The sequence below is a fragment of the Cupriavidus sp. D39 genome (genome assembly GCF_026627925.1).
Classification (GTDB): Bacteria; Pseudomonadota; Gammaproteobacteria; order Burkholderiales; family Burkholderiaceae; genus Cupriavidus; species Cupriavidus ulmosensis.
Window position 1 is genome coordinate 1 of the sequence record NZ_JAPNLE010000006.1, and the last position, 23,041, is coordinate 23,041.

The window sequence follows — 23,041 nt, forward strand, 5'->3', positions numbered from 1 at the left end:
GCAGCGGACGCATTCACACACGTGTATATTGCCCGGGATTGCCGGCACCAGGGACCCACGAAACCGCACGCATGCCTCGCATGGGATTGCTCTCGGTGGTAGGCCTCCAGCCGTTGCGGGGCGTGCCTGGCTGGCCAGGCGCAGCAATTTTACCCCTAGCAGCGTAACCAATACGGCCATTGCCAACTTCGGCTGTAACTCTCCCTTTCTGCGACACAACCCTATCGGGTGCTCATATATGCGGCAAACAGCGCCGGCTGCAAACCGCGCAATTCCTTGCGCCGTTCAACTAGCTCATGGTGGCGACCGTGCCGCTCCAAGTTCAGCAGTTCGAGCAGCAAGCGCATCGCACGCTCAGGCGAGCTTTGAGTCGACTGCTGTGTCTGACGCAGTAGGTTCGCTAGGCCCGGTTTCTCGATCAACGCCCAGGCGGGAAACCAGACCAGATCCTCGACGGCACCATCGCCCTCGAAGCGAGAGTCGAATGTCTTGCGCAGCGTAGTCAGACAGGAGTCCTTTAGGCGGTGAATCAGTCCGTCAAGACGGCTTGCCGAAAGCCACGCGAGCTCGGCCAACAGCGGCCAGATGGCTTCCAGTCCGTGCTGGTGATATTGCGCCTCTGCCATCCAGCAAAGCGTCGTTGGAATGCGGCGCCACGATGCAATACGTGCGATGGCTTCTTGTGCCGCGACCCAGTCCCCGACCTTGATCCACAAGGGTGCTGCATGGGCATCGTGCTCGTTGCGGCACAACGGCAAGTGCTCAGCTGCGTGCGCGAGCGCTCGCCAAAACGGCGCGAGCCATGCATTGGCGGCAGTGTCACCAAACACGCGGGCAGCAGCCGGTACAACCTCGCAGGTTATCTCGCCATGCGCACGTCGTAGTGCATCGTGGTCGCTAAAACGCTCCGGCCTTGGTTCCTCGAGGGCTCGAGTCAGCGTACTAAGGGCAGGGAGAAGATCGTCGGAAGGACACTCGCTGAGCAATAGCTGCAACGCACCCCGCGCAGCAACCGCATCGCGGCGCTGCAGGGCGTCGGCAACATCATTGCGTAGCATCACGTCGCGGCTGTGAGCAAAGATATCGAGTTGCATCGACTTCAACACCCAGAATAATGTGACCGTCCAAGGCATGAGGAGGGATTCTAATCCATCTGGCAGCTCAGGAGCAGGTGGGGAGTGGCTGCATCAGCGGCGACCAGGCGGAAACCGCGCCGGCGCGGCCGATGGGTGGATACGGGCTGGAGTAGGCAATGGGATGCCAGGGGAAGTGTTTACTCTGTCCATACCGAATCCACTTCCCGCATCAAGCGCCCGGCGAGAATATAGTCGCCCAGCTTGGATGCCTTTGCCTCGAGGCTCTCCAACTCAGCTTCAGGCAGCTCGGACAGATCAAATTGACAATAGAGGTTTCGTTGTCGGAAGGTCGTTTTTGGCCGCATCAGGCCGGCGACCAGTGCCGTTGGCGATTTGACTGCGATGTTCTCTTGCCCGCGATATTCCACGCGGATCCCTGCCTTCTGGCCGAGCCGACCCAGTTCAATCGCGTCCTGCCAGCCAGCCTCATAGTCCAGTTCCACCACGGTCACGCCTTCCGTCCCCAGGAGTCTTAGTGCCTCCCCTTTGGTGCCAGCTCGTGCTGTCGCCATTGACTTCTCCACTCACATTCTTGGCGCATTTGGGCAACACCCTGTGCTCCCACAGTATTGTAATCGCCTGCGGAGCCCCGAGGCCGATAGCCCTTTCCGGCGATTGACATCCGCGGGGGCTGTGGAATGTGGGGGCAGACCAGGTGGGCAAGGGGAGGGGAGGGAGCTGCGATGTCGCCCCTCTTTCAGAACACACTTTATTCAGCTTGTGGGATGCCAGCCATGGCATGGCATTGGGCAATTCCCCCGGTGCCACGGTCATAGCCGGAGCCCTTGTAGGCTTCGAGTTCGGCAAATTCAGCTCGGGGCAGCCAAGCATCGGCGAGTACTTCTTCGTGCTTACCTCATTCTGCACTGGTAACGCGCATTGAATTCACCACTCAGTTGCTATCGCCCCTTTTCCGACGGAGGAAGAATAGGTCGGGAGGGTTGTATTCACAGAAGCTCTGCTCCGGCCAAGATCATCCGGGCGGGCTAGATTCACAGAGTTAGTGAAAATATGGCGAAATGCTGTAGGATAATTGAACTGTTATCTATAGACGGAGACCGAGATGGCTACCTACAAACAATTGCTAGCAAATAAGGAAAAGCTGGAGGCCCAGCTTGCCGAGGTTCGTCAAAGCGAGGTCGCTGGCGTCATTGAGAAAATCCAGGCGATGATGGCAGAGTACGAACTCACGGTCGATGACTTGGCGCCGAAACGACGTCGTGGACGCCCGGCGGCTAGTGACAAGCCTAAAGCTGCGGCGAAGGAGAAGACCTCGCTGCCGCCAAAGTACATGGACCCCAAGACTGGGGCCACCTGGACAGGCCGTGGTCGGGCACCGGCGTGGCTGGGCAAGAATCGCGACAAGTTTCTGATTCCAGAGGCATGAGCCGTTCTAGCGCAGCCCCAAGATGGTGTTGCGCGCCGTTCCTGAGGTTCAATGAAACGCCGCCGCGGCCCCGCAACACTTTTTGAACTTCATGCCGCTACCGCAGGGGCACGGGTTGTTGCGACCGATTTTCGGCGACGAGCGTTGAATCATGGTCGCGAGCTGCCGTTCATGAACGGCCTTCCGGTATGGGAGCCAGTAGCGATAGATGGCGGCAGTGCTCGTTGGGATCTGTTTCGCCAGCTCTTCACGTTGATCCGGCCAGCGAGTCAGCGCCTCCTCCTCGGGCGTGACCTCGTCCGCGCCGAGCAAGTACAGCGGGCGCAGCCATTCCTGCCCGCGGGCATCGTCGAATAGCTGCTGCCAGTCCTGTTTGCGCAGCGCAATGCCCTGCATAAAGTCGTGTGCCCACGATTCACCGTCAATGTGCTCTTGTGTATCGTCCGGGCAGGTCATGGTATCGAACATCGGTTCGAAAACGTCCGGATCGTTCTCCAGAGACCAGACGATGCCGTTGAAATGCCGTAGGATCAAGTCAGAGATGCGCTGTGCCTGATCCTTCGTCTTGAAATGCGACGCATCTTCCTTTTCCGGCCCCCATATGCCCGGCAGCACCTGGCTTGGCAGCAGGGTCGTCGGCCCTATGGCGGTGGCGGTCAAATATCCATCTAGCCCCGCGAGCATCAGTGTGGTATCCGACGGCGCATCGGAGATGAGGAACTGGTCGAGCTTGTCCAGTTCCTCGTCGGACAGGGGAGCCATCATTCGGAGGGTGTCCGAGAGCGAGGTCGGCATGATACGTATTTGGCGGGGTAAAACGGGTGCATTTTACGCTGCCGACGTCAGCGGATGGGGTTGCCTGCTGGCGTATCTCGTTAGCCACGCCCGCCTATGGCGCCGCGGGTGGGGCTACGTCGGCTATCTGCTGTAGCGCCGCCTGCTCCTGATACCATTGCTGTAATTCCACCACCATCAGCAAGCAGGATCGGCGCCATATCAAGGAACTCGAGCGCTGTGTGAGCTGCTGGATGTCAGTCCCGGCTATCACCAACGCAAGCAACGCGCAACGAGCGACAGGCCGCACGGAGGCCGGCTCAGTGACGATGCCCTGCTGGCCCACATCAAGGCGATACACGCCGAGGTCAAGGGGAATACGGCTGGCCGCGCATGTGGAAAGAACTGCTGGCACGCGGCGTGCGGGTGGGCAAGGAGCGTGTTCGCAAGCCGATGGCGCAGCGCGGCATTCGTGCCCGGCACAAGCGCAAGTACATCGCGACGACCAACTCGAACCACAACTTGCCGGTGGCTGCCAATTTGCTGGAGCGCAACTTAGCCCTGTGGCTCCGAATCAAGTCTGGACGAGCGACATCACGTACGTGGCGACGGCCGAAGGCTGGCCGTACCTGGCGGTCATCATCGACCCGTTCAGCCGGCAGGTGGTCGGTTGGTCGATGCAACCGCACATGAAGGCCGAACTGGTCACGGACGCACTGCGCATGGTCTGGTTCCGGCGAGGACCAGCGACCGGCGTCATTATGCATAGCGACCGGGGTAGTCAGTACTGCAGTCACCTATTTCAAGGCGTCGCCCTGAACCGATGCGGCTGCCCACGGCAGTCTGAATCAACCCGCCGCCATCGGAGGCCATTACCCCAAACACACCACGGCCCGGCACAGTAAATTCATGAAGCCAGGTGACGCAAAGTCATTGACGCGTTCCGATTGGTGTTCAATCGACCAAGCATCCTAGTTTCGTTTGCATTTCATGCAAACATTGCCTCACATAACAACACTTTCTAAAAGGTTACTAGCCATTGCGGACCACGGTACGTTGTCCGCTGAATGTCTTGACATTACTGAACGCCTCAAACAGCTCTGCAGGCTCCACGTTGATGATCTCCTGGTTGACCCGCCGTGCCCCTTGCCTGATCAGCTCCTCGAGACTCAGTCCGAGTCCCGATAGACCGATCTCTTCTTTACGTTTATCCTTGTTCATGGTGGAGCGTTTCCTTGCGCTGGTTTCCGATCTCGACAATCAGATTGTCAGCGAAAATCTCCACCGCCTTCAATGCCACACCTCAAATCCCAGCCCGTACACGACTTTCGACTTTAGCTCAGGCAGGCATGAAAAATTGGTCGCCCCCCGATTTCTGACCGTAGCCTTCGTCACAGTATTGCTGGTCTTTAGCCTGCTGGCGGTGATGACATGGGTAAACGCATCCAAATCGACGGACGCGTCCCAATGGGTTGAACACACCTATCAAGTGCGCGCGACACTGGACCGAATCACATCAACGCTGTCCGAGGCCGAGATCGCTCAGCGAGGCTACTTACTCACTGGCAACCCGGATCACATTCGGGTGCGCGATGATGCATTAAGTGCGCTCGGCCGCGCCGCCGAAACAGTCGACCGGTTGATCACCGACAACGCCGGCCAACAGATTCGACTTCGGCAATTGCAGGTGCTCATCGCCGAGCGTGCGCATCTTTACCACGTCAACGAGAAACTCCGCGAGCGCGAAGGTCTGACCGCCGCGCCTGCATTGGTCACCGGTGTGTCGCCATTGATAGGCAGCATGCGTACTATCATTACGCAGATGGTTGACGAGGAGAATCATCTGCTCGGCGTGCGAAGGCAAAGCGAAGCGTCGAGACTGCACGTGACGCGCGTCAGCTTCATCGTGCTGATTGCGATGCTGTTGGCCGCCGTATTCATGCTGTTCTGGCGCCTTCGCGTCGACATACGACTGCGCGATCGGGCTGACGCAACGATCCGTTCAAATGAAGCGTTGCTCAAGCAAATCCTGGACGTGCTGCCGATCGCCGTATCGGTCGCCGATGCAAGCGGCCAGCTAACGCTGTCCAACCCCGCCGCACGCACCCTGTCGGCCAGCATCACCCCCGTCGACACCGGGCGTGACCACGTGAAACAAGGAGAGCGCAGCGGCAACGCCCACGAGCTCGCCCCACATGAGTGCGCGCTGGCGAGGGCCGTATTGCAGGGCGAGACGTTCCTGAACGAGGAAGTTGAAATCAAAGGCGCTGACCAGAGCCGGAGATTTGCGCTACTATCCGCGGTGCCGCTGTGGGACGATCAGCAGACGATCATCGGCGGGGTCACCGTGTGCCAGGATGTGACCGCGCTCAAGCAAACGGAGCAGCTGCTGCGTACGGCCGCGCACTTCGATGATTCCCGTAGCCGGGCGCTGGCGTTGTTCAATGCGAGCTTCGACCGCCAGAAGATCGCCGATGGCCTGCTGGCGCTGCTGGCAGACAGACATCCTTTCCCAGTGTCGGCGCTGTACCGGCACGACGAGTGGCTTGGCAAGTTCGTGTGCGAATCCGCACGGGGACTACCCGGCGGCATAGCGCGCGACTTCGCGTTTGGCGATGGACTACTGGGTCAGGCAGCGCAGATCGGTCGCACCGTCGTTTTCGACGTGGCCGCGCAGATGCCTGACTTGATCATACAGACCGGCGTGCTGGACTGCCGCCCGGCGCAAGTTTTGATGGTGCCGGTCATATACCAGGAACGGCGTCTCGCGGTGCTCGCGCTGGCGGCGACGCGCGTGCTCGACGAACACGAAAACACGTTTATCGAGAGCCTGTGCGTGCAGCTCGGTATCGCGCTGCACAATCTAACGCTGTACGCGGACACGCGGCTCCTGGCAGACCAGTTGCGCATGCGCAGCGAAGAAATCGTGCGCAAGAACGACCAACTGGAAGAAGCAAGCCGGATGAAGTCGGAGTTCGTGGCCAACATGTCGCATGAGCTCCGCACGCCGCTTAACGCGATCATCGGATTCTCCGAAGTGCTAAAAGACGGACTGGCCGGCGAACTGTCCCCCCAGCAGAGGGAATACATCGGTGACATCTTCGGCAGCGGCCAGCATCTGTTGGCGCTAATCAACGACATTCTCGACCTGTCCAAGGTGGAAGCGGGCAAAATGGTGCTCGAACTCGAGCCGGTCGACGTCTCCGAGCTGCTGTCGAATAGCCTCAGGATCGTCAAGGAGACCGCCTTCGCGCGGCGTATCGGCCTGAAACTGGAGGTCGCCGCCGGCGCGCAAATGATTCAAGCCGATGCTCGCAAGCTCAAGCAGATGCTCTATAACCTGTTGTCCAACGCCGTAAAATTCAGCCCGGACGGTGGCCAGGTCACGCTATGCGCACGGCGCGTGGCGCGCGCCGAAGTCGGCCATCGCAACTACGATCGGCCCGGACGAACGCTCGCACTCCCAGAGAGCGACGATCAGGAATTCCTCGAGATACGCGTCACCGACGAAGGCATTGGCATTGCGCCGAAGGGACTGGAACGTCTGTTCCTGCCGTTCACCCAGATCGACGGCGGCCTCGCGCGGCGCTTCGAGGGCACAGGCCTCGGACTGGCGATGGTACATCGGTTGGCAGTGCTGCATGGCGGCACAGTGGGGGTGGAAAGCGCGGAGAATCACGGATCCTGCTTCGTCGTATGGCTGCCGTGGCGGCCCGCTCAGCGCTCCGCCGACGCGGCCGCGGTGCCCGCACCGACGGAGCGAAAATGGCCGGCGACCGCCGAATCACGCTGGGTGCTGGTCGTCGAGGACGACGACGCTGCCGCCGAGCTCATCCGCCGTCAGCTCGAATCCGATGGGCTCAAAGTTCGGCGGGCGGCCAGCGCTGAGGCTGCACTTGAGATCGCCACCGAGCACCCGTTCGCGTTGGTCACCATCGACATCATGTTGCCAGGAATGGATGGCTGGGAATTGCTCAGCCGCATCAAGCAAATCCCTGCGCTTGCACATGTGCCCGTAGTCATTATTTCGATCGTCGCGGACACCAACAGAGGCATCTCGCTCGGCGCGTCGGCCATACTGCAGAAACCGGTCAGTCATCAGCAGTTGCACGGCGCGATCGCCAATCTCGGCTTCGACACCGGCGACGACCGTGCGCTGCTGACGCTGGTTGTCGATGATGATCCGAAATCGGTCGAAATCATCGCCGCTAGCTTGCCCGAGCCGAAATTCCGCGTGCTGCGCGCGTATGGCGGGCGCGAAGGGATCGAGGCCGCGCAGCGGCACATACCGGACATGATCGTGCTCGACCTGATGATGCCGGAAGTGAGCGGATTTAACGTGGTCGAGGTTCTCAAGAGCCATCCCCACACCGCCAAGATTCCGGTTCTCATCGTCACCGCCAAACATATCACCGCTGACGAACGCGCGAGACTGAACGACCATGTGAGCAGCATCGTCGAGAAATCGGAATTCAATCATGGTCGCTTCCTGAACGAGGTGCAGCGAGTTCTGGTTGCCAGCAAGGACCGGGCCTGAGATGCCACGCATACTGGTGATAGAGGACAACCCCGCCAACCTCAAGCTCGCAACGCTGATGCTGAACAAGGCGGGCCACACGGTGACGAGCGCCCAGACGGCCGAGGACGGGCTGGCGCTGGTGCGTACGGAGCCGCCCGACCTGATTCTGATGGACATCCAACTGCCCGGCATCAGCGGCCTGGACGCCACGCGCCTGCTGAAACAGAACCCCGCGACCCGGCCGATTCCCGTGATCGCAGTCACGGCGCTGGCAATGAAGGGCGATGAGGAACGCATGCGCGCGGTCGGCTGCGATGGCTACCTGACCAAACCGTTGCGCTACCAACAACTTTGGGATTCGATCACCGCACTCCTGAACCGGTGTGATCCGCCCCCGCCACACAACGAACTAACATGAACGCCAATACTGACAATCGGTGCGCGAACATCCTGATCGTCGATGACGAACCCGAAAACAGGAGGCTGATCGCGGCGATGCTGAAGCCAGAAGGTTACCTGACACGGACCGCCGCCAGCGGCGCGGAAGCGCTCGCACTTGTGGCACAGGAGCGACCTGACCTGATTCTGCTCGACGTACTGATGTCGGGCCTCGGCGGACTCGAGGTCGCGCGGCTGCTGAAGGCGGATCCGGCGACCCAAGCGATTCCGATCATCATGGTGACGGCGTTGCTTGATCGCGAGAGCAGACTGGCGGGATTGAACGCGGGCGCGGAAGATTTCCTCAGCAAGCCGGTCGATCGCGCGGAATTGTGGGTGCGCGTGCGCAATCTGCTGCGCCTGAAGGAATATGCCGATTTTCTGCACGACCATAATCGCCAGCTCGAAATCGCGGTGCAGGCGCGCACTGCGAAGTTGCGCGAAAGCTATGCCGAAACCATTAATGCGCTGATCCGCGCGTCGAAGCACAAGGACGAAGAGACCGGGAATCACGTGCAGCGCATCAGCTTCTATTGCCGGCATTTGGCGGAAGTGCTGGAGATGGACAGCGCGTTTATCGATGCGATCTTCCATGCCAGCCCGATGCACGACATCGGCAAGATCGGTATTCCGGATCACATTCTATTCAAGCCTGGCCCCCATTCGGCGGAAGAACGCGCGATCATGAAGAGCCATTGTCAAATAGGCGCGCAGATCCTGGGGGACAGCGACTCACCATATCTGCATATGGCGGCGGAAATCGCGCTAAGTCACCATGAGCGCTGGGACGGCACCGGCTATCCACACGGCCTGTGCGGCACGCAGATCCCGCTGTCTGGCCGAATCACGGCCATCTGTGACGTCTACGATGCGTTACGCTCCAGACGCCCCTACAAGGACGCGCTTGACCATGAGACGGCTGTCCGGATCATCACCGAGGGCGACGGGCGCACCGTACCCACGCATTTCGATCCGGAGGTGCTGAGTGCGTTCAAACGATCGCTCGGACGGTTCGCCGAAATCTACCAGGAATACGGCGATCAGGAAAACGGTGACGAGGCGTTGCCACGTTAGCGCACGCTTCCGTCGGCCAATTGATATCAGGGAAACCCAGATATGCTCGCGGAATACAAAGTCCCAAGCCGGAATTCCTTGTCGTCGCATGGCGTTGCAAGTCGAATTTGAGAACAAAGGGGATCCCGTGATTCGAAGGTCGGGCGATGCGGACGGACTGCGTGCGTGCGAGAGCCGCCATGCGGTTGATCACGCCCACGCGGATCGTTACCTCGGTTGCTGGCGAGCCGATGCAGCGCGCCCACAGGCGTTTGCCAGTGAGCGTCGTGAGCTGATACATCAGGTTCCCGACAATCGAACGGCCGTGGTAGCCGCAGTGCCTCTTCTATTCTCCTCGGCCATTTCGCGCAATGGCATCGATGGCCTCGTTGCACCAATTGGCGCCGCGCGTGGTCTCAGGCCAAGGCATAGCCCCTTCGCTCGGCGGGATCGACAGTTGGGCGCCGCGGGCTTCGATTTGAGCATGGCATTGCCTCTATGCCGTAAGCGCAGTCACCACCGATGGTTTCGATTGGCACGTCTGCGGGGACCTGATCAAGCAGATTGGACAACACGTCGGCATCGGCGACGTCTTGATGCGTCATCAGTGCTGCGCATACCTGGCCGGTCTTCGCGTCCAGAGCCAGGCGCACTTTGCGCCAGGTGCGCCGCTTCGAATAGCCGTGTTTGCGCACCTTCCGCTCGCCTTCGCCGTACCGCTTCACGCCGGTGCTGTCCACCGGCAGGTGCATCGGCTCGTCGGTCTGCATGGCGGGCAACTTCACCGCGAGCTCCTGTGCACGGCCGCTCAACGGCGCGTAGTTGCGTACCGGCAGGTCGGGAATGCAAGCTCGCGCAGGCTACGCGCGAAGGCCTGAAGTGCCCGCAGAGGCAGATGAAAGACTTGCTTGAGCCCGAGCAGCATCTGAATCGCTGTGCCCGGGTAGACGTGCTGCCGCCCCCGCGTGGGCGCTCCGTCCTTGGGCGCCGTGTTCAGTACGCTCTGGTCAATCCACATCGTCACATCGCCTCTGGCAATCAAGCCAGCGTTGTACTGCACCCAGTTCCTGACGCGATAGACGACTTTAGGTTCGCTTCGCTTGTGTTCGTCAGTGCGCATCTTCTCGGGAAAAATCGAGAATCTACGCAAGTCCGCGAAGAGTTAACAGAAGTGTCACTCAAGCTGTTGCGCATAGACGTCAGCGCGTGCGGCGGCCGGATTTATGCATTAACGCCATGCCGCAGGGGGGCGATATGGCGACTACAGCGGGAAACATAGCCGATACGCTCGCGATTGACTATCATTTTGGAACAGTCAAGAAAATGGAAATTAGTCAATCGCCGATATCGTGGACTCAGCCGTGGGCTACTTAAGCAGGGGATAAAGGTGGTGCGGTGGTCTTTAAAATCTCGCGCAGCGTTAGCTACTGCCGCCGTGGTAGCACTTATTATCCTAGTGCTTTTTTTGATTGCCCGGCAATGTGCATTTGCAAGCCTAAGGACCCTACTGCAATCGCAAGAGGATTCGCAGGTTAAGACATTGGCGGAGCAGCTCGACGGAAAATTTGACGAACGTGCTACAGTTCTCCGCCGGCTTGGACGACAACTGGCTCCGATGCTGAACCGGAGTCCAGCAGAACTGAGGAGCTTTGCTTCTCAGGCCTTATCCTTATCGGACGCATTCAATTCCGTTTCCCTCATCTGGCCAAACGGTGACCTAGCCTTCAGTACCGCCACACCACTGGGCTCGCGAGTCCAATTGGTTGACCGACACTACTTTGACCAGCTCCTGCGAGGAGCGTCACTTTCCGTCGCCGAACCCTTCTTAGGCCCAACGCATGGCGCACCCAGTATTATTATAGCCGTTCCGATCCGCTCATTGGGAGGGCAATTGCGTGCCGTTGTCGCGGGTGAATTAACGCTCGTCGGAAAGAACTTCGTGACAGAGCTTGCGCGCAATCGAATCGGGACCACAGGAGTCTACTGTCTCGTCTCTGCGGGAGACCACCCCCGATATGTCGTGCATCCTGATGCGGCGAGATTGCTCGCGCCGACAAAGGGGACTGATCGGCCTTGCGACACCGACGAGCCCCTTACGGCATGGGATTTCATTCAACCGAGACAGCCCATTGTTGCGCGTTATCTGCTTCGAACCAATGGTTGGCAACTTGTCGCCACCCTCCCCGCGAAAGAGGCGTTTTCACCCCTAACCGACACACGACCAAAGGTCCTCCTCGCCTCCGGAATTGCACTGGTCGGCGCGGTAATTTTGACGTGGATCGTGGTCCGGCGCATGCTGGTACCGCTCGAGCGATTGCATCGAATGGTTCAGAAAAGCGCGATGGATCCTTCGGTCCATCTATTGCAGCCCACTACCAGAGCCAAGGATGAAATCGGCGAGCTAGCCGCGACGTTCTCGATCGTCATGCGGCAACTTGTCCACCGGGAGGCCGCCTTGCAGAATGCCGAGGCCCGCGCCAGGGAAAGCGAAGAGCGCTCCCGAGCCATTTCCAATCGCTTGCCTGGCCTTGTCTCCTACGTTGATGTCGACGAACGCTATGTTTTTGTCAATGAAGCTTACGAGCAACGATTCGGACTTCCTGCGACGAAAATTGTCGGTCTTTCCATTCGGGAACTCTGGGGCGCACAGGTCTACGCTGACGAGAAGCCCTATCTCAAGATGGCCTTCGCAGGATCACTCACGACCTTTGATAGGGATTTTCAGGAACAAGGTGAGTACAAGTGCCTTGAAGTAAGCTACCAACCAGCATGGAATGATGCCAAAGACACCATCATGGGCCTGCACATTTTTGCCAGGGACGTCACCGTTGAACGGCTGAGGGTAAAATTTCTCGAAAAACAGGTGCTGTCGGACCACTTGACAGGATTGCTTAACCGCAAAGGTTTTGACCGGAATTTTTCCCTGGCGTTGGCGGAGGCCGATACGAACGGTCACGTAGTTGCTTTGGTTCTCGTCGACCTTGACGACTTCAAGCTTGTGAACGACACATACGGGCACACGATCGGCGATAAGCTATTGCAACTCTTCGCCAAACGGCTCTCTTCATGTCTGCAGGAATACGACGTGAAAGCGCGCATTGGGGGTGATGAGTTTGCCGTCATCCTGGGAAATGTTGCGCAGCCGGTAGACGCAGAACGCGTGGCCAACGCGATAGTGAACCTTGCTTCTGAGCCCTATCGGATTGACGGTCACAGCCTAGTTTCCACCGTGAGCGTTGGGCTAGCGCTCCGCCGTCCGGAAGATGGCCAGGCGCCTGGCAAACTGTTCCTGAGGGCGGATACGGCGCTCTATAGCGCAAAGCATGGCGGCAAAGGTAGGCACGCAGTCTCCGGCGCCGTTTAGTCGGCAGGTGTCGAAGTACCCGCCCTGTTTGCCCCTAACATTGCAAGGGTGCCTGACCTATGTTCCCCCTTCAGAATGGTTTATATGAACGCCCCCGATGCGCCACGTTTTCTTGTGTTCTGATTTGACAGGATAGGTTGCAGCTTTATATGCGGCCTTTCTGCAGCATACGCTGCGGGCCACGATGAAATCCGCTGACTCGCTCCTAATTTGTCGCGCGAGCTGAACGCTCTAACCATTCTTCAGGTTTAGCGAGTCCCGGTCCGACCTGCCTTGTCATCACACTCAATTGCCAACGCAACCTTTCGACGTCATTATCGATAAGTTGACAGTGCCGACCGAAGTTCGGCAGGAACGCTTGCGTGCATTCAGGAATCCGGAGACCACGCATCCTTCGCTCGCGTTCACGCGTGGGCTGATGGCTGTTTTCGGCCCGGTTATTTACTCGAGCATTGGCTTTGACGAAGTCGTGCTTGGCGCTCGCCAGTTGGCGGCCGCTCAGTGACGCGGCGACGCCGCCCGTGCATGAAGCGACCGCCGAGTCTTCAGATCGCCGACGGATGGCGAGCTAGCGGCGTAACCTGGATGGCCATATAGGGAAACAGCGGCAGCGATGACAGCAGCTCGTGCAATTCATCGTTGCTTTCCACATCGAAGATGCTGACGTTGGAATAGCGGCCCACCACACGCCAAAGGTGCGGCCATTTGCCAGCCTCCTGAATTTCGATAGCACGGGCCTTTTCGGCAGCCTTGATGGCGTCGGCGCGGTCTGCCGGAAGTGAGTCTGGGAATTTCACGTCCATCTGAACGCAGTAAAGCATGATGTCTCCTTGTCTGTTGAATGTAGGGCGGGCGAGGCCGGCCGCGTATCGGCGCGGCTCTGCTGCTTGTGGTGTTTCCGGCGGATGGGCGCTCAGCCAGCGGTGTCATTGCCGGTGACCGGCGCGGTACGGAAGGGCTTGAGTTGGCCGATGAAGGTTTTGCCGTGCTCAAACCACGCCTTGCGGATGTCGGATGCCATATAGATCGCGTAGGCAGCTTCGTTCTCAAACCAGCATTCGCCGATGGCGTCGACGCGGCCGATGTCGAAAAAGGGTACGTGGGTGTCGGTTGGCTGCTCGGCGACGAGGCGGACCTCATACTTGTGCAGGCCCGGCACATCGTGCGACATCTCGTAGTGGCGCAGGCATTCCGCGCGGAAAGCTTCGTTGGACATGCCTTCTGGCTTGACCAGCAGGTACAGCATGCGAATCATGTTGACTCCTCTTGGTTCTGAATTGGCTCGATTCTAGGTTCTGCGCTCCCTGCCGGGATCGCACCGCTCATCAGGTATGCGCCCGCGCTGAGTCGGCCAGTGGCCCTACCTCATAGTTATCGTCCTCTTCGCCGATGTTCTCGATGGCGATGCCGCGCGTTTCGGGCAGCAGCAGTATGCCGAACACGGCGAAGGCATAGGCCACGAGACAGAATGTGCCCATAGCATTGGCCAGGCCGATATGGCTGGACAGCACACCGACGCCGACGACGGAGCCAGCGCCTACCGACTTGCCCACGTTGTAAGCGAAGCCCATGCACGTTGTACGCACATTGGTGGGAAATAGTTCGCTGAGGAAAGGCCCGAGGGCGGCGAACATGCCGATTGCCGAGAAACCGACCAAGAAACCCAGGATCGCGGTGAGCGTGGTGTTCAGCGGCAGCAGCATATAGCTGACGGTGACGACCCACGCGCAGATCGACAGCAGGATCAACGTGGGGCGCCGCCCGATTCGATCGCAAAGATCGGCCGCCACCGCGAAGCCGCAGAACGAGCCGAAGGCCATGATGAAGACAGTGACGATCATCGATGTGGCGGCGACTCCCCGCTGGTTGAGCAGAGACGGCAGCCAGACCAGGATGGCATAGCAGCCAGCCTGTAGGCCGATCACCAGCACGCTCGACAGGATGAGTGAACGCCCGTATTTGCGGTTAAACACCGAGGCCAGCGAAGCAGGCCGTGTGCGGCTCTGCCGTGCGCGCTCGAACATCGGCGCGTCCTTGATATGGCGCCGGATGAACAGCACGATCGACGCCGGGATGATGCCGCTCCAGAATGCCACTCGCCACGCAATCTCCTGCGGAAGCCAGGCCAGCAGCAGCGTGGCCAGGACGACCGCCAACGCCCAGCCCAGAGCGAAACCCGATTGCACATAGCCCATGGCCTTGCCGCGGTGCTTGGGGTCGATCACTTCTGCCATCAGTGCCGCGCCGACCGCCCATTCACCGCCAAAGCCCAGGCCCTGCAGCGTGCGGGCGACCACGAGCTGGTGATAGGTCTGGGCGAAGCCGGCGAGTACGCCGAACAGTGTGAACCAGATGATCGCCAGCACCAGGATGCGCGCGCGGCCGTAGCGGTCGCTGAGGATGCCAGCACCCCAGCCGCCGATGGCGGTAACGATCAGCGCCACGGTGCCGAGCACGCCAACTTCCGCCTTGGTCAGGCCCCACGCGAGCGTCAGGGCGGGCAGCAGGAAGCTGAACATCTGCATGTCGAAGGAATCCAGCGCCCAGCCCGAATAGCAAGCCCAGAACGTCTTCTTTTGCTGGGGTGTCCCAGTCTTGTACCAAGTTAGCATGGTTGTCTCCTGTTTCTTTCTGTCTTTCTCTATGATTCGCCGACGCTTGTGCGCGGGTAGCCGCCAGGCGCCGGCTTTCGTGCCCAATGCTAGGCGTACTCGGCTCTTACCATGGTGGTGAAATCGAGTTCCACGTCGGTAACCGACTGGAGCGTCTGCGGTGACATGTCGCCGATGATCTCGATGACCGACACGCCAAGGGGACCGATGGAAAACGTGCCGAGTTCGGTGTACACGCGGCTCACGCAGGCGACCCCTGTCAACGGATAGCTGCACTGGCGGCGCAGCTTGCTGGTGCCGTCCTTGGTTAGATGGTCCATCATGACGAACACGCGCTTGGCCCCAATGGCCAGGTCCATCGCGCCGCCCACGGCGGGGATGGCACCAGGCGCGCCGGTATGCCAGTTGGCCAGGTCACCTCGCACCGATACCTGAAATGCACCGAGCACGCAGATGTCGAGATGGCCGCCGCGCATCATGCCGAAGGCGTCGGCATGGTGAAAAAATGCCGCGCCTTTCTCCAGGCGGATCGCCTCCTTGCCGGCGTTGATCAGGTCCCAGTCCTCCTGGCCCGGCTCGGATGCCGACCACTGCCCAAGCACGCCGTTTTCGCTATGCAGGATGACCTCGCGGTGCCGGGGCAGGTGGTTGGCTACCAGTGTGGGCAGGCCGATTCCGAGGTTGACATAGGATCCGTTGGGAATGTCCCGTGCCACGCGCGCGGCCAGTAGGTGTCTTGCCACTTGGTCCATCGCTCTCACCCTGCCTGCATGACTTCAGCTCGCGCGACTGCGGCGTCGCGCAGTACCACGCGGCTAACGAAAATCCCGGGCGTCACGACGTCCTCGGGGTCCAACTCGCCCAGTTCGCAGACGCGAGCCACGGCCGCGATCGTCTGGCTTGCCGCCATCGCCATGACGGGCGCGAAGTTGCGCGCGGTCTTGTTATAGATGAGGTTGCCCCAGCGGTCGGCCGCCGCGGCGTTGATCAGCGCGACATCGACATGGAGAGGGTGCTCGAGCACGTAGCCGCGACCGTCGATCTGGCGTGTCTCCTTGCCCTCAGCCAGCAGCGTGCCGTAACCGGTGGGGGTGTAGAAGGCGCCGATGCCGCTTCCGGCGGCGCGCAGGCGCTCGGCCAGCGTGCCTTGCGGCACGACTTCGAGCTCGATCTGGCCGGCGCGGTACAGTTCTTCAAATACGTACGCATCGCGTTGGCGCGGGAAGGAGCACACCAGCTTGCGCACGCGGCGGGTCTTGAGCAGAGCCGCCAGTCCGGTGTCGCCGTTGCCGGCGTTGTTGCTGACCACTGTCAGTTCCCTGGCGCCCTGCTTGATCAGAGCGTCGATCAGTTCGTCGGGCATGCCGGCGCCGCCGAATCCTCCGATCGCGATCGTGGCGCCGTCGGGGACGTCATTCACGGCCTCGCGCGCCGTTCCATAGAGTTTGTTGATCATGTCTCGCTTCGCATGTTGTCTGTTGAATCTAGGTTGCCACGCGACCCGAGCGCGCACAATTTCAGCTTTTGCAAGCGCCCTTAGCGCTGGGTTAAGGCGTGGGGCGAGCGCAGGCAAGTGTTTTCCATGAGGTGATGCGATTTGCGTCCCGGGGCGCTCGTCGACTGCAGAACGGCAAAGCTGCGCGAGCGGGCGCCAGCGGATGGGCGGAAGGCAAGAAGGGAAGGGCGCGGAGGATCCGCTTTCCGCGATCAGCCGTTGCGGCCCGGCGCGTACCGGGCGATCAGCTGGTTGGCAAACTTGCGGGAAAAGCTGGACAGGCCATCCAGATCGCGTGCGCAGACCTGGAATGTGCGAACCGCCCAGTCATCACGCAGGTTGCAGGCGCCAATGCGCTGGTCGCCCTTGAGGCGCGCGAACGCGGCCTTGGGCATGATGGCGATGCCTGCGTTGGCGGCCACCATGCGACAGATGGCATCGTAGCTGGCCACATGGACGCGAATGGTCATGGGCTTGTGCAACGCGCCGGCAGCGCGTGTCATGAACACCTGGAAGGCGCTGCCCTCGAGCAGCGCGACAAAGGCGTAGTCCAGCGACTGCTCGAACCAGACGTCACCCTCTGCCAGCAAAGGATGCCCGAGCGGCGCCACCAGGATCAGCGCGCTCTTGACGAAAGGCACTGCCTGCAGGCCCGCGGTGGGCACATTTCCGGAGATGATACCGAGGTCCGCGCCGCCTTCGCGCACCAGGCGGACGATGTCGTCGCTCAGGCGTTCGCGCACGTCGATGCGCACATCAGGGTGGGTGGCGAGGTAGTCGCCGATGACCGGGGAAGGTACTCGGTGATGGCCGTGGTGTTGGCCACCAGTTTGAGCTGCCCGGAAAGGCCCGCCGTGAAAGGCTGGAGGTTCCCCGTGAGCCGCTCCAGCTCGGCAAGCACCACGCGGGCATGCTGCAGATAGACTTCGCCGGCGGCCGTCAGCGTCACGCCCTGGGGCGAGCGCTCCAGCAGGCGGACCCCCAGCGTGTCTTCGAGGTTCTTGATGCGGTTGCTGACCGCCGGCAAGGAAAGGAAGGAGCGCTCCGCACCGCGGGTCAGGCTGCGTGTTTCCGCCACGTTGACGAAGAGGCGGAAATCCGTGATGTCGAAGGGAACGGCCATGCTGCCCAGCCGCTACCAGCTTGCCGGCTCGAAGCGGAAGCCCTGGCCTTGGCGCCTGACGTAGCCGCAGTAGGGATCGCCGAAATGCACCGGCAGGATCAGCGCCTCGCGGTCAGCCGCCCGGTTGAGGAAGGCCAGGCGTGTGGCGCGCGCTAGGTCGGGACGGATGCAGTAGCCGGAGTTCACGTCCGGGCGCACGATCTGCAGCGGGCTGTGCAGGATGTCGCCGCAGAAGATCGCTTCCTCGCCCTGGGAACGAACGCGGAACACCACTTGGCCAGGGCTGTGGCCCGCTGCCGGCTCCACCTGCAGGCAGCCGGCGACCTCCTGTCCGGGCACTATCATCTCGGCGAGGCCTTCGCTGACCACCGGCATCACGCTGTCGAAGAATGACTCGCCGAACACGTCCACCACGCCGGGCTCCTTGTTGCGGCCCTCGTCGCAGAAAACGAAGTCATCCTTGGGGATGTAGTAGCGTGCATTGGGGAAGGTCGGTACCCAGCGGTTATCGTGCCAGGTGGTATTCCAGCCGACGTGATCCGCGTGCAAGTGCGTCATCACCACATGGGTGACCTTCTCCGGTGGAGCGCCGGCCGCGATCATCCATTCGCACACGAGGGTGTTGAGCATGTTCATGCGCGCGATTCCGGCGCGCGGCTTGAAGTTGCCCACGCCGGTATCGACCACGATGATGTTGTCACCGGCGTGTACGACCCAGAACTGGATGGTCACAATCAGCCTGTTCATGTGCGGGATCCAGTGGTGCGGCGCCATTAGGTCCGCATTCGCGTCGAGCACGGCACGGTCGATGTCGGGGAAAAGGAAGGCCGGATCATGCGTTGGGCCCATGTACTCGAGGATGCGGGTGATCTTCAGGTCGCCGACGGTGCGCGATTGCATCATGTGCGTTGTCTCCTTGGTTCTTGTAGGCGGCTTTGGCAGGGGTCAAGCATCCGCGATCTCCATCGCCGCGCCAATTTCGCATTTCAAAAGAGGGCTTTCAGGCGTCGTCATGCCAGGGGACAGATGCCCGACAACGGCGCGTGCGGTGCCTCGTTGGAAAAGTGCCGGGGCGGCCGAATGATCATGATCAGAGGTTCGACAAGGATGGGACCCGATGGATGCGTACCGCTTCACCGCGTCGCCGCATTCATACCGCTGGACACGTTCGGACATTCGTCGGAGTATGGGTCGCAACATTTCCGACGTCCAAGACCCATATTGTCTCAACCCATACCTGCAGGGTATTGCACGAGCAGGCTACCACCCAGAAGTGAGTGTGGCGTATCCACTTCATTCGACCGATCCCGTTGATGAATCGCGGTGAGTCCAGATCGCCACGCACCGAAACCCATACCCTCCGCGTCTGTCTGCTAGCAGGGCTGAACCGTCGCGACGGCTGGAGCTGTTGTTGCAGATCGTTAATTCCGCTAGCGGTGACCGCTATATCCGCTAGCGATCACATGGCTGTAAACCTTTGATCTATACGGCGAAACGGCCGTTCAGTGGCGTTTTTTGCCGTTGTGCAAGAGCAACGCCACTTTCTGTCCATGTCCAACGATTCCGCTAATGCGGCGCGGCGGATCATTAATTCAGCTAACGCGGGCTACGCCGAGCCGGTGTCGGCGAAATTCTATTGCTGGCCGGGCAGGGCGGACGGGGAGGGTGATATTTCGGTGGAGCCATGCGTATGACCGTGCAAAAGGTCGGAAAAATTGGGGGTATTCTGGCGATCCGCGTTCACGCCACGATCTTCGCGCCAGGGAGATCACCATTGAAAGCACTCGCCGGGGCGAGCTACAAAAGGAAGCGATGCAGCACCGCGACCGGATACGCAAATTGCTGCGCACGGTGGGCTGCTGGCAGGACGTCAATGGCGACGTCGCAACGCGTCTCGCGATGGGAGAGTTTTGCTGCCATGATGGCGCGCCCTTGCCGCCAGAGCTGCACGCGCGACTAACCAGGGAGTGCCGGCGCCTGGCCCTGGCTGAGCAGCAATTTGCCGACCTCGAAAAAGAATTGATCGAACAATTGCCGGAACCCGTACAGAAACGCATCGCCGACCTCCAACGACTCAGGGCGGTCGGTCCAGTGGGGGCTACCCGACTCGTACTCGAGCTCTTCTGGCGACACTTTGATAACCGGCGCCAAGTGGGGTCCTGTGTCGGTCTGGTGCCTCAGCCCTACGACAGCGGTGAGAGCCGGGTTGACCAGGGAATCAGTAAGCAGGGCAACCGGCGAGTGCGCTCCTTGCTGATCGAGATGGCGTGGCTCTGGCTGCGCTATCAGCCCGACAGCGCGATCGCGCGGTGGTTCACGCAGCGTACCTTGGGCAATCCGCAGAACAAGCGGAGCAAACGTATTGCCATCGTCGCGGTGGCGCGGCGGCTCGTCATCGCGTTGTGGCGCTACCTTGAGCACGGGGTCATACCCGAGGGCGCGGTACTGAAGCACGCAAGAACCGGAGGGTAGAGACAGACAGTTCAACAATTGGTGACAGGGTAGGGATTAAATTGCTCCATTCGTCGTTACGTAGCAAAGTTAAAAGCAGACAGGCCCGCGCAGATCGCTGGTTGCTAAGCGACCGACACTAATAGATGGGGCTTGTCGCATCCGTGTCTTCTACGCGCTACGCGCATGCAGGACTATGCCGGAAACATCCGGCGGATAGAAGTTTGTGATGGCGATCAGGGGCCTCACGCAATGATGACCCGGAACTTGAAACTGACAGCAACACGACGCGTGTCGCCCTTGAGCAAAGTTTAGTGAGGACCATTTTTAGCGAAAAACCTTGACTCAATTCTCATCATAGAAGCGATCTGCAACACCAAGTGTTGCGAGCGTCTGCCTGATTGCTAAAATGCAATTAATCGCCAAAACTTGCCCCAATCTTCAACCGGCCTTAGCCTGCCTTAGCCCGCCCTGCGGCGGCTCGATCTTCAGCACGTCGGCGCCGTGGTCGCCAAGGATCTGTCCGCAGTAGGAGCCGCCGAGGTCTACCACGCGGATGCCGGCGATTGCGCCGGAAGTTTTGCCTGTTCGTGACATGGTATGCCTTCAGTGGAACTGCGCGTCGGCGTGGACTTGACGGTCGGGACACATGTTGATGACAGGCAGCAGCGCCGAGCCGAACGTCATTGTGTAGCCGTCAGGCTCGGCGAGCGCCAATGTCTTCTCCCGACGTCGGGGCCGGGATGCGGGTTGAGTTGATTCTACTGCAGCCGTGCCGGCGCGATGCGGTGGGTGCTCGCGTTGAAGTTGATGATCGGGTTGGCCTGGTTACAGGTGGTCTTGCGGATCTTCCCGACGATCAGGTCGTGCGTGCCGAGGACTTCGGTGCAGACGATGTCGCATTCGATGCTGGCCAGCGCATCCGTCAGCACGGGCAGACCGTGGTCGCCTTCGCGCCACTGGCCGGTGGCGAATCGCGCAGGCCCTTGCGGAGCCTTGAGAAAGTCGTCGATGACCGCGTGGTGCTCTTCGCCCAGCACGTTCGCCACGAAGCGTCCGGTGCGCAGCAGGGCACCGTGTGCCGAGGCGGCCTGCTGCACGAAGAAGCCGACCATGGGAGGGAGGCTGACACCGAAGTCAGACTGGAGACGATGATGCCGGCTACATCCTCGCCGCTGCCGGTGGTGACGGCACTGATGCCCGCAGGCAGCGCGCGCATGGCGGCCTTGAACTCGTCGACCGACACGACCTCGTCGTTTTCGTTGACGGTGACGTGAGCACGGATTTCGCCGCGCTCGTCCACCCAGCCGTGGCGGGCCGCGTAGCCCACCATGGCCGAAAAGCCGGACTCCCACGCCGGATCGCCGGCGTGGCCGGACAGGAAGCGCAGCACGGACGGCGCCAGGCGCAGGTGGCGCTCATCCTCGCGCCGCCCGATGCGGGCTATGGCGCGCTCCAGCCGCTCGTGTGGCTGCGGATCGACCAGTACGTCCAGTCGCTTGAATTCTGCCGGTTCGCGCAGCGTAATGGCGCCGGCATTGGTCAGGTGAATACGCATGGCATCGTCCTCAGGCTGCGATACGGAGGCCGCCAACCTCCTTGCGGATGGCCGGGATGATGCGGTCGCCCCAAAGCTCGATCTGCTTCAGCATCGTCTTCTGGTCGAAGTCGCCGAGCTGGGTCTGCAGCGCGATGTGCTTGGGACGCAGGATGCTGATTTCCTCCAGCAGCTTGTCAATGACTTCGTTGACCGAACCTACCGGTAGGTTCTTGCGCAGCTGATCGAAGGTCGGGTCGGTTTCGGACGGTACTTCCTTGACCATGTAGCCGTCGTCGCTCTGGGCGCGGCGGAATTTGAGGCTCTCGGAAATGCGGCGCTGGAAGCGAGCGCAATCCAAGTAGGCGTCGATCTCGGCATTGTTGTCGGAGGCGTAGCCGCAGCGCAGGAAGCCGAACTTCACGTCGCGGTCGAGGTCCTTGCCGTTGTCCTCGGCAACCTTCTCGAGGCGGCTGCGCAGGCCGGCGATGGCGTCGTTGCCGTTAAGCAGCGCCGTCACGAAGAGGTTGTGGTTCTCGCGCACGCCGCGCGCCAGCGTGACCGGGTTGCCCGAGGTGATCCACAGCGGCGGCATCGGTTCCTGCAAGCAGCGCACGGCGATCGAGCTGGGCGGAATGTTCAGGAACTTGCCGTCATGCTCGAAGATCTTCTGCGTCAGGCCCTTGGGAATAACATCAAGGAATTCATTGAAGATGGCGCCAGATTCAGTGATGTCCACGCCAAAGCGCTCGAACTCGAACTGCTGGTAGCCCGAACCCACGCCAAGATCCAGGCGGCCGTTCGACACCGTATCCACGAAGCCCACCTCGGCCAGGAAACGCGCCGGGTGATACAGCGGCAGGATACATACCGCCGTGCCCAGGCGGATGCGGTGCGTCTTGGCAGCGGCATGGGCCACCATCATCAGCGGGGAGGGGAGAGCGAGTAGTTGTTGAAATGGTGCTCGGCGTACCACGCAGTGTTGAAACCTGCCTGTTCCGCCATCACGGTCTGCTCGATGGAGTTGCCGATGACTTCCCGGGAAGTCTGGTGATAGCCTCGCTGCTGGGCCAAGATGAATACGCCGAATTCCATGGTGTCTCCTAAAGAATACTCGATGAATTTGTAAGGAAATTTTAGGTGCCGGGTGGA

Annotated in this window: 20 protein-coding genes and 6 pseudogenes; 9 read left to right on the forward strand and 17 right to left on the reverse strand. The window is 60.6% G+C overall.

Annotated features, from left to right (window positions below; all coding sequences use genetic code 11):
• Positions 1 to 221: 221 nt before the first annotated feature.
• Together OMK73_RS04070 and OMK73_RS04075 are read right to left on the reverse strand one after the other, a co-directional pair.
• Positions 222 to 1,094 carry a hypothetical protein gene (locus OMK73_RS04070; protein WP_267600903.1) on the reverse strand — a complete coding sequence of 291 codons (873 nt, stop codon included), beginning with the start codon at positions 1,092 to 1,094 and terminating at the stop codon, positions 222 to 224.
• A 179-nt stretch (positions 1,095 to 1,273) separates the two neighbouring features.
• Positions 1,274 to 1,648 carry a PHA-granule associated protein 4 gene (locus OMK73_RS04075; RefSeq protein ID WP_267600904.1) on the reverse strand — a complete coding sequence of 125 codons (375 nt, stop codon included), beginning with the start codon at positions 1,646 to 1,648 and terminating at the stop codon, positions 1,274 to 1,276.
• 551 nt (positions 1,649 to 2,199) lie between these two features.
• Between OMK73_RS04075 and OMK73_RS04080 the strand changes: the two genes are divergently transcribed.
• The gene (locus tag OMK73_RS04080) at positions 2,200 to 2,523 is read left to right on the forward strand and encodes an H-NS histone family protein (RefSeq protein WP_267600905.1); all 324 of its coding nucleotides are present in this window, start codon (positions 2,200 to 2,202) and stop codon (positions 2,521 to 2,523) included.
• A 48-nt stretch (positions 2,524 to 2,571) separates the two neighbouring features.
• Here OMK73_RS04080 and OMK73_RS04085 read toward each other — a convergent pair whose 3' ends face one another.
• The gene (locus tag OMK73_RS04085; RefSeq protein ID WP_267600906.1) at positions 2,572 to 3,288 is read right to left on the reverse strand and encodes a UPF0149 family protein; all 717 of its coding nucleotides are present in this window, start codon (positions 3,286 to 3,288) and stop codon (positions 2,572 to 2,574) included.
• Positions 3,289 to 3,535: 247 nt separating this feature from the next.
• Between OMK73_RS04085 and OMK73_RS04090 the strand changes: the two are divergent.
• Positions 3,536 to 4,103: pseudogene (locus OMK73_RS04090) on the forward strand (IS3 family transposase); the annotation flags it as partial.
• A 226-nt stretch (positions 4,104 to 4,329) separates the two neighbouring features.
• Here the strand turns inward: OMK73_RS04090 and OMK73_RS04095 are convergent.
• A complete protein-coding gene (locus tag OMK73_RS04095) occupies positions 4,330 to 4,518 on the reverse strand; it encodes a hypothetical protein (protein WP_267600907.1) in 189 nt (62 codons plus the stop codon).
• Here OMK73_RS04095 and OMK73_RS04100 point away from each other — a divergent pair.
• From OMK73_RS04100 to OMK73_RS04110, 3 genes are read left to right on the forward strand one after another with little or no spacing between them, the layout of a single operon-like run.
• Positions 4,517 to 7,834, forward strand: a complete 3,318-nt coding sequence (locus OMK73_RS04100) for a response regulator (protein ID WP_267601328.1) — start codon at positions 4,517 to 4,519, stop codon at positions 7,832 to 7,834. The genes OMK73_RS04095 and OMK73_RS04100 overlap by 2 nt on opposite strands.
• Position 7,835: 1 nt before the next feature.
• On the forward strand, positions 7,836 to 8,234 hold the full coding sequence (locus OMK73_RS04105) for a response regulator (RefSeq protein WP_267600908.1): 399 nt from the start codon (positions 7,836 to 7,838) through the stop codon (positions 8,232 to 8,234).
• Complete coding sequence (locus OMK73_RS04110; RefSeq protein WP_267600909.1) at positions 8,231 to 9,328, forward strand: response regulator; 1,098 nt, start codon at positions 8,231 to 8,233, stop codon at positions 9,326 to 9,328. Before OMK73_RS04105 ends, OMK73_RS04110 begins: the two co-directional genes overlap by 4 nt.
• Before the next feature lie 142 nt (positions 9,329 to 9,470).
• Here the strand turns inward: OMK73_RS04110 and OMK73_RS04115 are convergent.
• Positions 9,471 to 10,427: pseudogene (locus OMK73_RS04115) on the reverse strand (IS5 family transposase); the annotation flags it as partial.
• Positions 10,428 to 11,198: 771 nt separating this feature from the next.
• Here OMK73_RS04115 and OMK73_RS04120 point away from each other — a divergent pair.
• Positions 11,199 to 12,671 (forward strand): diguanylate cyclase domain-containing protein, encoded by a 1,473-nt coding sequence (locus tag OMK73_RS04120; RefSeq protein WP_267600910.1) that lies wholly within the window; start codon positions 11,199 to 11,201, stop codon positions 12,669 to 12,671.
• Positions 12,672 to 13,020: 349 nt separating this feature from the next.
• Here the strand turns inward: OMK73_RS04120 and OMK73_RS38780 are convergent.
• The 9 genes and pseudogenes from OMK73_RS38780 to OMK73_RS04165 all read right to left on the reverse strand — a co-directional run.
• Positions 13,021 to 13,119, reverse strand: a pseudogene (locus tag OMK73_RS38780) (IS6 family transposase); the annotation flags it as partial.
• A 97-nt stretch (positions 13,120 to 13,216) separates the two neighbouring features.
• Complete coding sequence (gene catC / locus OMK73_RS04130) at positions 13,217 to 13,492, reverse strand: muconolactone Delta-isomerase (protein ID WP_267600912.1); 276 nt, start codon at positions 13,490 to 13,492, stop codon at positions 13,217 to 13,219.
• A 92-nt stretch (positions 13,493 to 13,584) separates the two neighbouring features.
• The gene (locus tag OMK73_RS04135; protein WP_267600913.1) at positions 13,585 to 13,917 is read right to left on the reverse strand and encodes a 4-methylmuconolactone methylisomerase; all 333 of its coding nucleotides are present in this window, start codon (positions 13,915 to 13,917) and stop codon (positions 13,585 to 13,587) included.
• A 79-nt stretch (positions 13,918 to 13,996) separates the two neighbouring features.
• Entirely contained in the window at positions 13,997 to 15,283 is a 1,287-nt protein-coding gene (locus tag OMK73_RS04140) for an MFS transporter (protein WP_267600914.1), read from the reverse strand.
• A gap of 89 nt (positions 15,284 to 15,372) precedes the next feature.
• Positions 15,373 to 16,035 carry a 3-oxoacid CoA-transferase subunit B gene (locus OMK73_RS04145; RefSeq protein WP_267600915.1) on the reverse strand — a complete coding sequence of 221 codons (663 nt, stop codon included), beginning with the start codon at positions 16,033 to 16,035 and terminating at the stop codon, positions 15,373 to 15,375.
• Positions 16,036 to 16,040: 5 nt separating this feature from the next.
• A complete protein-coding gene (locus tag OMK73_RS04150; RefSeq protein WP_267600916.1) occupies positions 16,041 to 16,739 on the reverse strand; it encodes a 3-oxoacid CoA-transferase subunit A in 699 nt (232 codons plus the stop codon).
• A 251-nt stretch (positions 16,740 to 16,990) separates the two neighbouring features.
• Positions 16,991 to 17,533: a LysR substrate-binding domain-containing protein gene (locus tag OMK73_RS04155; RefSeq protein ID WP_267600917.1), complete on the reverse strand. Its 543-nt coding sequence runs from the start codon at positions 17,531 to 17,533 to the stop codon at positions 16,991 to 16,993.
• Entirely contained in the window at positions 17,506 to 17,901 is a 396-nt protein-coding gene (locus OMK73_RS04160; RefSeq protein ID WP_267600918.1) for a LysR family transcriptional regulator, read from the reverse strand. Before OMK73_RS04160 ends, OMK73_RS04155 begins: the two co-directional genes overlap by 28 nt.
• Before the next feature lie 12 nt (positions 17,902 to 17,913).
• Positions 17,914 to 18,804, reverse strand: coding sequence for an MBL fold metallo-hydrolase (locus OMK73_RS04165; protein WP_267600919.1), 891 nt, complete (start codon positions 18,802 to 18,804; stop codon positions 17,914 to 17,916).
• Positions 18,805 to 19,686: 882 nt separating this feature from the next.
• Between OMK73_RS04165 and OMK73_RS04170 the strand changes: the two are divergent.
• Positions 19,687 to 20,373, forward strand: a pseudogene (locus tag OMK73_RS04170) (transposase); the annotation flags it as partial.
• A gap of 447 nt (positions 20,374 to 20,820) precedes the next feature.
• On the opposite strand, the pseudogene OMK73_RS04175 reads toward OMK73_RS04170, so the two are convergent.
• Positions 20,821 to 20,949 (reverse strand): annotated as a pseudogene (locus tag OMK73_RS04175) (CoA transferase); the annotation flags it as partial.
• Between the two features lie 164 nt (positions 20,950 to 21,113).
• Positions 21,114 to 21,467: a flavin reductase family protein gene (locus OMK73_RS04180; RefSeq protein WP_267600920.1), complete on the reverse strand. Its 354-nt coding sequence runs from the start codon at positions 21,465 to 21,467 to the stop codon at positions 21,114 to 21,116.
• A gap of 39 nt (positions 21,468 to 21,506) precedes the next feature.
• Between OMK73_RS04180 and OMK73_RS04185 the strand changes: the two genes are divergently transcribed.
• Both OMK73_RS04185 and OMK73_RS04190 read left to right on the forward strand, forming a co-directional pair.
• Entirely contained in the window at positions 21,507 to 21,629 is a 123-nt protein-coding gene (locus tag OMK73_RS04185) for a hypothetical protein (protein ID WP_267600921.1), read from the forward strand.
• A complete protein-coding gene (locus tag OMK73_RS04190) occupies positions 21,626 to 21,970 on the forward strand; it encodes a hypothetical protein (protein WP_267600922.1) in 345 nt (114 codons plus the stop codon). The genes OMK73_RS04185 and OMK73_RS04190 overlap by 4 nt, the downstream gene beginning before the upstream one ends.
• Here the strand turns inward: OMK73_RS04190 and OMK73_RS04195 are convergent.
• A pseudogene (locus OMK73_RS04195) lies at positions 21,921 to 22,984 on the reverse strand (LLM class flavin-dependent oxidoreductase). The gene OMK73_RS04190 and the pseudogene OMK73_RS04195 overlap by 50 nt on opposite strands.
• Between the last annotated feature and the right edge of the window lie 57 nt (positions 22,985 to 23,041).

Excerpts from the sequence above, each read along its gene's own strand:
- OMK73_RS04070 (WP_267600903.1), bottom strand. The coding sequence starts at position 1,094 with ATGCAACTCGATATCTTTGCTCACAGCCGCGACGTGATGCTACGCAAT.
- OMK73_RS04075 (WP_267600904.1), bottom strand. The coding sequence starts at position 1,648 with ATGGCGACAGCACGAGCTGGCACCAAAGGGGAGGCACTAAGACTCCTG.
- OMK73_RS04080 (WP_267600905.1), top strand. The coding sequence starts at position 2,200 with ATGGCTACCTACAAACAATTGCTAGCAAATAAGGAAAAGCTGGAGGCC.
- OMK73_RS04085 (WP_267600906.1), bottom strand. The coding sequence starts at position 3,288 with ATGATGGCTCCCCTGTCCGACGAGGAACTGGACAAGCTCGACCAGTTC.
- OMK73_RS04100 (WP_267601328.1), top strand. The coding sequence starts at position 4,517 with ATGGTGGAGCGTTTCCTTGCGCTGGTTTCCGATCTCGACAATCAGATT.
- OMK73_RS04095 (WP_267600907.1), bottom strand. The coding sequence starts at position 4,518 with ATGAACAAGGATAAACGTAAAGAAGAGATCGGTCTATCGGGACTCGGA.
- OMK73_RS04105 (WP_267600908.1), top strand. The coding sequence starts at position 7,836 with ATGCCACGCATACTGGTGATAGAGGACAACCCCGCCAACCTCAAGCTC.
- OMK73_RS04110 (WP_267600909.1), top strand. The coding sequence starts at position 8,231 with ATGAACGCCAATACTGACAATCGGTGCGCGAACATCCTGATCGTCGAT.
- catC (WP_267600912.1), bottom strand. The coding sequence starts at position 13,492 with ATGCTTTACTGCGTTCAGATGGACGTGAAATTCCCAGACTCACTTCCG.
- OMK73_RS04135 (WP_267600913.1), bottom strand. The coding sequence starts at position 13,917 with ATGCTGTACCTGCTGGTCAAGCCAGAAGGCATGTCCAACGAAGCTTTC.
- OMK73_RS04140 (WP_267600914.1), bottom strand. The coding sequence starts at position 15,283 with ATGCTAACTTGGTACAAGACTGGGACACCCCAGCAAAAGAAGACGTTC.
- OMK73_RS04145 (WP_267600915.1), bottom strand. The coding sequence starts at position 16,035 with ATGGACCAAGTGGCAAGACACCTACTGGCCGCGCGCGTGGCACGGGAC.
- OMK73_RS04150 (WP_267600916.1), bottom strand. The coding sequence starts at position 16,739 with ATGATCAACAAACTCTATGGAACGGCGCGCGAGGCCGTGAATGACGTC.
- OMK73_RS04160 (WP_267600918.1), bottom strand. The coding sequence starts at position 17,901 with ATGGCCGTTCCCTTCGACATCACGGATTTCCGCCTCTTCGTCAACGTG.
- OMK73_RS04165 (WP_267600919.1), bottom strand. The coding sequence starts at position 18,804 with ATGATGCAATCGCGCACCGTCGGCGACCTGAAGATCACCCGCATCCTC.
- OMK73_RS04180 (WP_267600920.1), bottom strand. The coding sequence starts at position 21,467 with ATGGTCGGCTTCTTCGTGCAGCAGGCCGCCTCGGCACACGGTGCCCTG.
- OMK73_RS04185 (WP_267600921.1), top strand. The coding sequence starts at position 21,507 with ATGCCGGCTACATCCTCGCCGCTGCCGGTGGTGACGGCACTGATGCCC.